The following is a 4,928-nucleotide window of genomic DNA, read 5'->3' on the forward strand; positions in this document are numbered from 1 at the left end:
GACCGCGTCGATGGTGAGGATCTTCGGTATCTCGGCGGCGATGTCGATGCCGAGCTCGGCCATCGCCGCGACGGCGATCGCGTTGACCTTCTCGGCGGGCATCGACCCGGCGGAACGGACCTCGACCCGGCCGTCGGCCAGGTGGGTCAGGAAACCGGCCGCCATCTGGGAGCGGCCGGCGTTGTGGACGCAGACGAACAGAACCGACGGCTTGTCGGGCACGGAGAGTCCTTTCACGGGGCTATGGGGCCCGGTGCGCCGCGAGTGGGTGATCGTGCGGCGCCGGAGCGGTCAGGGAGTGCGAGGCGGAGGTAGGGCCTGGTCGGGCAGGAGGCTCGCGACCAGATCGCGGACCCGGTGGTCGATGTCGTCGCGGATCGCGGCGACCTGGTCTACCGACGCGGTTGCGGGGTCGTCGATGGGCCAGTCCTCGTAGCGTTTGCCGGGCATGTAGGGGCAGCGGTCGCCGCAGCCCATGGTGATGACGACGTCGGCGGCGGCGAGGATGTCGTCGGTGAGCGGCTTGGGGAACTCCTCATCCAGCGACAGGCCGATGTCCTTCATCGCGGCGATGACCTCGGGGTGGATCTGGGTGCCCGGGTCGGAGCCGCCGGTGCGGATGTGCAGCGCGGTGCTGGCGTAGTGGCGGGTCAGCGCGGCGGCCATTTGGGAGCGGCCGGCGTTGTGGACGCAGACGAACAGCACCTCGGGTACCCGCTTAGGGATCAGCCCCCGGGTCGCGGCGAGTGCTTCGAGCCGTTCGCGGGTCAGCCGCTCGGCCAGTGTCGGGAGGAACACGGTGACCCGGGCGGTGCGGGCGAGCAGCCGGTAGGAGTCGGCGAGGACCTGACCGACCTCGACGGCCTCGAACGTCGTGTCGTAGTCGTGGGCGAGCCGCCGGGCGGTCGCGGTCAGCGTGTGCAGGCTCGTCGGGTCGAGGCCGGATAAGCCGGTCAGGCCAGACGCGGCGTCGGAGCTGGTCATGAAACACCTCGCGCTACAGGAGGAGGGGTCGCGCCGTTCACCGGCGCCGTGTTCGAGCTGGCGGTGGCGGGGTGAGGCAACAGCACCTCGGCGGCCTGCCCCGGTCCGCCCGGTGGGGACTGGTAGAGCAGGCGGACCAGGGCGTAGCCGACCGCGCCGCCCACCAACTGGGCAGCGAGGAACGGCGGGACGGAGACGGGGGCGATGCCGGCGAACGTGTCGGAGAACATCCGCCCGACGCTGATCGCCGGGTTCGCGAAGCTCGTCGAGCTGGTGAACCAGTACGCCGCACCGATGTAGGCGCCGACCGCCGCCGGGGCCTTCTCACCGCGGCCGGACCGGGTCAGCGAGAAGATCAGCAGGATCAGGCCGGCGGTGGCGACCACCTCGGCGAGCAGGTGAGCATCTGATGCCCGGTGGTGGGTGGAGATCGACACCGCCGGCCGGGCGAACATCAGGTTCGCCAACACGGCACCGCCGACACAGCCCGCGATCTGGGCAGGCAGGTAGGCGGCGGCGTCCCGCCACGACAGCCCGCCGAGCGCCGCGTCGACCACGGTGACGACCGGGTTGAAGTGCGCTCCCGATACCGGGCCGACCATCAGGATGATGGCGTAGAGGCCGGCGGCGGTCGCCGCCGCGTTCTCGACCAGCTCCAGACCCACCTGGCCGGGACTGAGCTGTTGCGCGGCGATCCCGGAACCGACGACCAGCGCCGCCAACAGCAGACTGCCGATCGCCTCGGCGGCCAAGCGCCGCACCAGCGGAGGCTGGCCGCCCGGAAGGTCTGTCACGGACGGGCGCTCAGCAGCAGTGGCCGGTCGAGACCGGCGCACCCGCGAGCAGATTCACCGCACCCGCCGGCACCGCCGCCACGGCCGACGGCGTGCAGCAGCCTGCGCCCTGCTCCTGGCCGTCGAGCCGCTCGGCGACCGACCCCGTCGACCCCGGGCGAGCCGAGTCGCTGTCGGCGAGCACCGTGTAGACCTCCCACGGCGCCCCATCCGGATCATCCACCCAGACCTTGTCCTGCAACGCGTAACAGCAGGTCGTGTTCTCCTCGACGGCCGTCGCCAGCCCCGCCCCGGCCAGCCGCGCGGTCGCCGCGGACACCTCCTCGGTGGACTCGACCTCGACACCCAGGTGGTTGAGCGCCCCGGCGACACCGGCGCCCCGGGCCTCGGGGTTCTCGATCAGCACCAGCTTCAGCGGCGGCGTGTCGATCGCGAAGTTTGCATACCCCGGCCGACGCTTCGCCGGCTCCACACCGAACAGCTTCCCGTAGAACGCCACCGCCGCGTCCACGTCCGAGACGTTCAACGCCAACTGCACCCTGGCCATACGACCACCCTCTATATCGACCACTGTCTATGTCCGACGGGACGAGGATGGCCGACGAGATAGACGCCTGTCAATGCCCTGGTGCATGCTGGAGCCATGACGACGACGGCAACCCCACCGGCAGCGATGGCGGCACCCACCCTCGATGCCACTGCGGCCCCGGGTCCTGGCCTCGCGGCCACCTTGTCGTCGTGCTGCACACCCCTGGCACGCGCACCGCTGTCCGCCGTCGACGCCGAACAACTCGCCGGCGTCCTCAAAGCGATCGCCGTGCCGGCCCGCCTGCGATTGCTGTCGATGATCTACGCCCGGGATGGTGGAGAAGCCTGCGTCTGCGAGCTCACCGAACCTCTCGGCCTGACCCAGCCGACGGTCAGCCACCATCTGAAGGTCCTCGTCGACGCAGGCCTGATCAGCCGCGACAAACGCGGGGTTTGGGCCTACTACCGGCCCGTGCCCGGCGCGATGGCGGCACTCGCCGCGATGCTCACGCCAGCGCCCATGGCGGCCGAAGCCGACTGACTAACTGATCCGGCCGTCGAACGCCTGGGCTCACTACTGTGACCCAAGGAGGGTGCCGGGCGTGAGAATGATGGTGATAATGGGGATATGACCGTTCCGTTGGAGCGGCGTGTCGCCACGATCGGTGTCACGTTGCTGGTCGGCGTCGCCGGGCTGACGGTGTTGGTGGGGTTGTGGGCGTTCCATTCGCCCCTGGACTGGGTGATCGTCGGGCCGCTGTCGTGGGGCACGGCGAGCCTGTATTTTCTGTGGTCTGGCCGACGGGTACGGCGGGAGTCGGCCGTGTGGGCAGTTGCGGCTGGTGGCGCTCCCGAACCGGCTGAGGGCGGCACTCGCCTGGAAGGCAGCGCGGGAACGTCCTACGCGCGCCGGCATCACGTTGGTATCAAAGCGGCGGTGGTGTTCGTCGCCGACACCGTGGCGCTCACGCTGGGATGGTGGGCCGGCCATAGTCTCCACACGCCAGCCGACTGGGTGGTGGCGCCCGCTATCGCCTACGGCGTGACGACGATCTACCTCGCCTGGGAGAATCTGCGGGCAGGGCAGCAACGGCGTAAGGCCGCGCGGGAAGCCTCCAGCGCCCGCTTGTCCGACGGGCTATCGAGCGTGGCCCGCCCGTAGCAGCGTGGCTCACGCGGGGAGTCGTTTCCAGCAGGTCACTGCGGCTGTCAGGGTGAGGAAGCCAAGGACATCGTGGCCGTGTCGGTCGGGTAGCGGATCGTCCGGCGGTCGCCGCCGAGCGAGGCGAGGGCGCGGTCGATGTGCCCTGCTGCCCGCGATGTACCCGCCGCTCTCACGCGCTATTGACGGGCGGGGCCGTCGCCTCTGATCCCCGTCACGGCGGTGTGTCTCGCCGCGCGGCCGGTGCGAGCCTGGTGGCCCGCTGGCGAATCCCCGTCGTCTGACGTGGCGGCTGGGCGGTGATCGAGGATCCACTGGTCAACACCGGTCTTGAGCCATATGCGCCCGAGTTCCGTCGAGCTTTCCGGGCTTGGGAAGCTCGGACGACGGGTGAGCTGGTAGCAGCGTGTCCGGGAAAGGCCGAGGCGGCGCATCAGGTAGCCGATACCGACAAGCGGTCCGTCCTCCCGGCCCGTGCGGTTTGTGTCGTTCACACCACCGACGCTATCTGATGACTCGATCGCTGTCTACTCGGTCAGTGCCGACTCGGGTAGAGGCGTGGGAGTCTCCGGCTGGCCCCGGCGGGGCGCGGCGCGCCGGTCCGGTTGTCCGCGTGAGCGGGCGGCGAGATCGTGTATGCGGAGCCGGTCCGGTTGTCCGCGTGAGCGGGCGGCGAGATCGTGTATGCGGAGCGGTGCCGGCCGCGGCCCGGCCGGTCGTCGAGGTCCGCTACCTCTACCTTGATGCGGACCGCAGGACCTTGCCCGTGGCGTGTCGGACCGAGGACTATCGCCGGCTCGATCCCGCCGACCGGCTCGCCACGGCGCAGACCCTCACGGTCCTGCCGCTCGCTGCCTCGGACGTCGAGGTGTGGCTGGCCCATCAGCACGGGCACCGGCGTTTCGCGGCGCTGTTGGCGCGGGCGGGCGACGATCCGGAAAGTCCGGCGGCTCTCGCGTTGACGTATCTGCCGACGGGCTTGCTCTGGACTACGCGTACCGGACGCACCGGACGCGATCGATCCGGTGGAGCTGACGGACCGCGAGCGGTTTCCCACGCTCGAGGCGGTCGCCGAGTATCTCAACACCTGGCTGCGTCAAGCGGCGAGATCGTCACGGCTGGTAATCGCGCCTGTGGGTCATGGCGGTCGCGGCCAGCCGGCTCGGGGAACGTCCGGCCCTTCTTGTCCCTGGCTGTCGCCGCTGCACTACTAAAGATCGTCGCCGCGTGCGGGAGTCTTCACCGCTGCCACGTTGGGTGTTTGTTTAGTGACACTGAACGGGTGTCGGTGGGGTGTTAATTCGTACTTGACGATGTGGGTCGGTTTTGGATCGACGTCCGGGCTGCGCGCGCGGTGGGTTCGGGTGGTAGGCGGGCCGGGTGGCGTGGGGCCGAGGCCGGCCTCGCGGCGGTGGGCGCCGATGCGAACGGGGCCCGGGTTCGGGGCCGGGCCCCGAACC

At 70.2% G+C, this 4,928-nt stretch carries 6 protein-coding genes and 1 pseudogene; 2 read left to right on the forward strand and 5 right to left on the reverse strand.

What is annotated here, in order from left to right:
* The 4 genes and pseudogenes from I6A60_RS40620 to I6A60_RS40635 all read right to left on the reverse strand — a co-directional run.
* Positions 1-222: pseudogene (locus I6A60_RS40620) on the reverse strand (heat-shock protein HtpX); the annotation flags it as partial.
* 69 nt (positions 223-291) lie between these two features.
* Positions 292-984: a three-helix bundle dimerization domain-containing protein gene (locus tag I6A60_RS43225; protein ID WP_203011984.1), complete on the reverse strand. Its 693-nt coding sequence runs from the start codon at positions 982-984 to the stop codon at positions 292-294.
* Positions 981-1,778, reverse strand: a complete 798-nt coding sequence (locus tag I6A60_RS40630; protein ID WP_203011983.1) for an MIP/aquaporin family protein — start codon at positions 1,776-1,778, stop codon at positions 981-983. Before I6A60_RS40630 ends, I6A60_RS43225 begins: the two co-directional genes overlap by 4 nt.
* Before the next feature lie 10 nt (positions 1,779-1,788).
* Positions 1,789-2,325, reverse strand: coding sequence for an ArsI/CadI family heavy metal resistance metalloenzyme (locus tag I6A60_RS40635; protein ID WP_203011982.1), 537 nt, complete (start codon positions 2,323-2,325; stop codon positions 1,789-1,791).
* A gap of 96 nt (positions 2,326-2,421) precedes the next feature.
* Between I6A60_RS40635 and I6A60_RS40640 the strand changes: the two genes are divergently transcribed.
* Positions 2,422-2,847 carry a metalloregulator ArsR/SmtB family transcription factor gene (locus I6A60_RS40640; RefSeq protein WP_203011981.1) on the forward strand — a complete coding sequence of 142 codons (426 nt, stop codon included), beginning with the start codon at positions 2,422-2,424 and terminating at the stop codon, positions 2,845-2,847.
* A gap of 87 nt (positions 2,848-2,934) precedes the next feature.
* Entirely contained in the window at positions 2,935-3,468 is a 534-nt protein-coding gene (locus I6A60_RS40645; RefSeq protein ID WP_203042081.1) for a hypothetical protein, read from the forward strand.
* Between the two features lie 535 nt (positions 3,469-4,003).
* Here I6A60_RS40645 and I6A60_RS40650 read toward each other — a convergent pair.
* Positions 4,004-4,363, reverse strand: a complete 360-nt coding sequence (locus tag I6A60_RS40650) for a hypothetical protein (RefSeq protein WP_203011979.1) — start codon at positions 4,361-4,363, stop codon at positions 4,004-4,006.
* Positions 4,364-4,928: the final 565 nt, after the last annotated feature.

The sequence above is a fragment of the Frankia sp. AgB1.9 genome (assembly GCF_016786355.1).
In the GTDB taxonomy this organism is placed as follows: Bacteria; Actinomycetota; Actinomycetes; order Frankiales; family Frankiaceae; genus Pseudofrankia.

Bases quoted from the DNA above. Each gene is read 5' to 3' on its own strand.
- I6A60_RS40635 (WP_203011982.1), bottom strand. From the start codon at position 2,325: ATGGCCAGGGTGCAGTTGGCGTTGAACGTCTCGGACGTGGACGCGGCG.
- I6A60_RS40645 (WP_203042081.1), top strand. From the start codon at position 2,935: ATGACCGTTCCGTTGGAGCGGCGTGTCGCCACGATCGGTGTCACGTTG.
- I6A60_RS43225 (WP_203011984.1), bottom strand. From the start codon at position 984: ATGACCAGCTCCGACGCCGCGTCTGGCCTGACCGGCTTATCCGGCCTC.
- I6A60_RS40640 (WP_203011981.1), top strand. From the start codon at position 2,422: ATGACGACGACGGCAACCCCACCGGCAGCGATGGCGGCACCCACCCTC.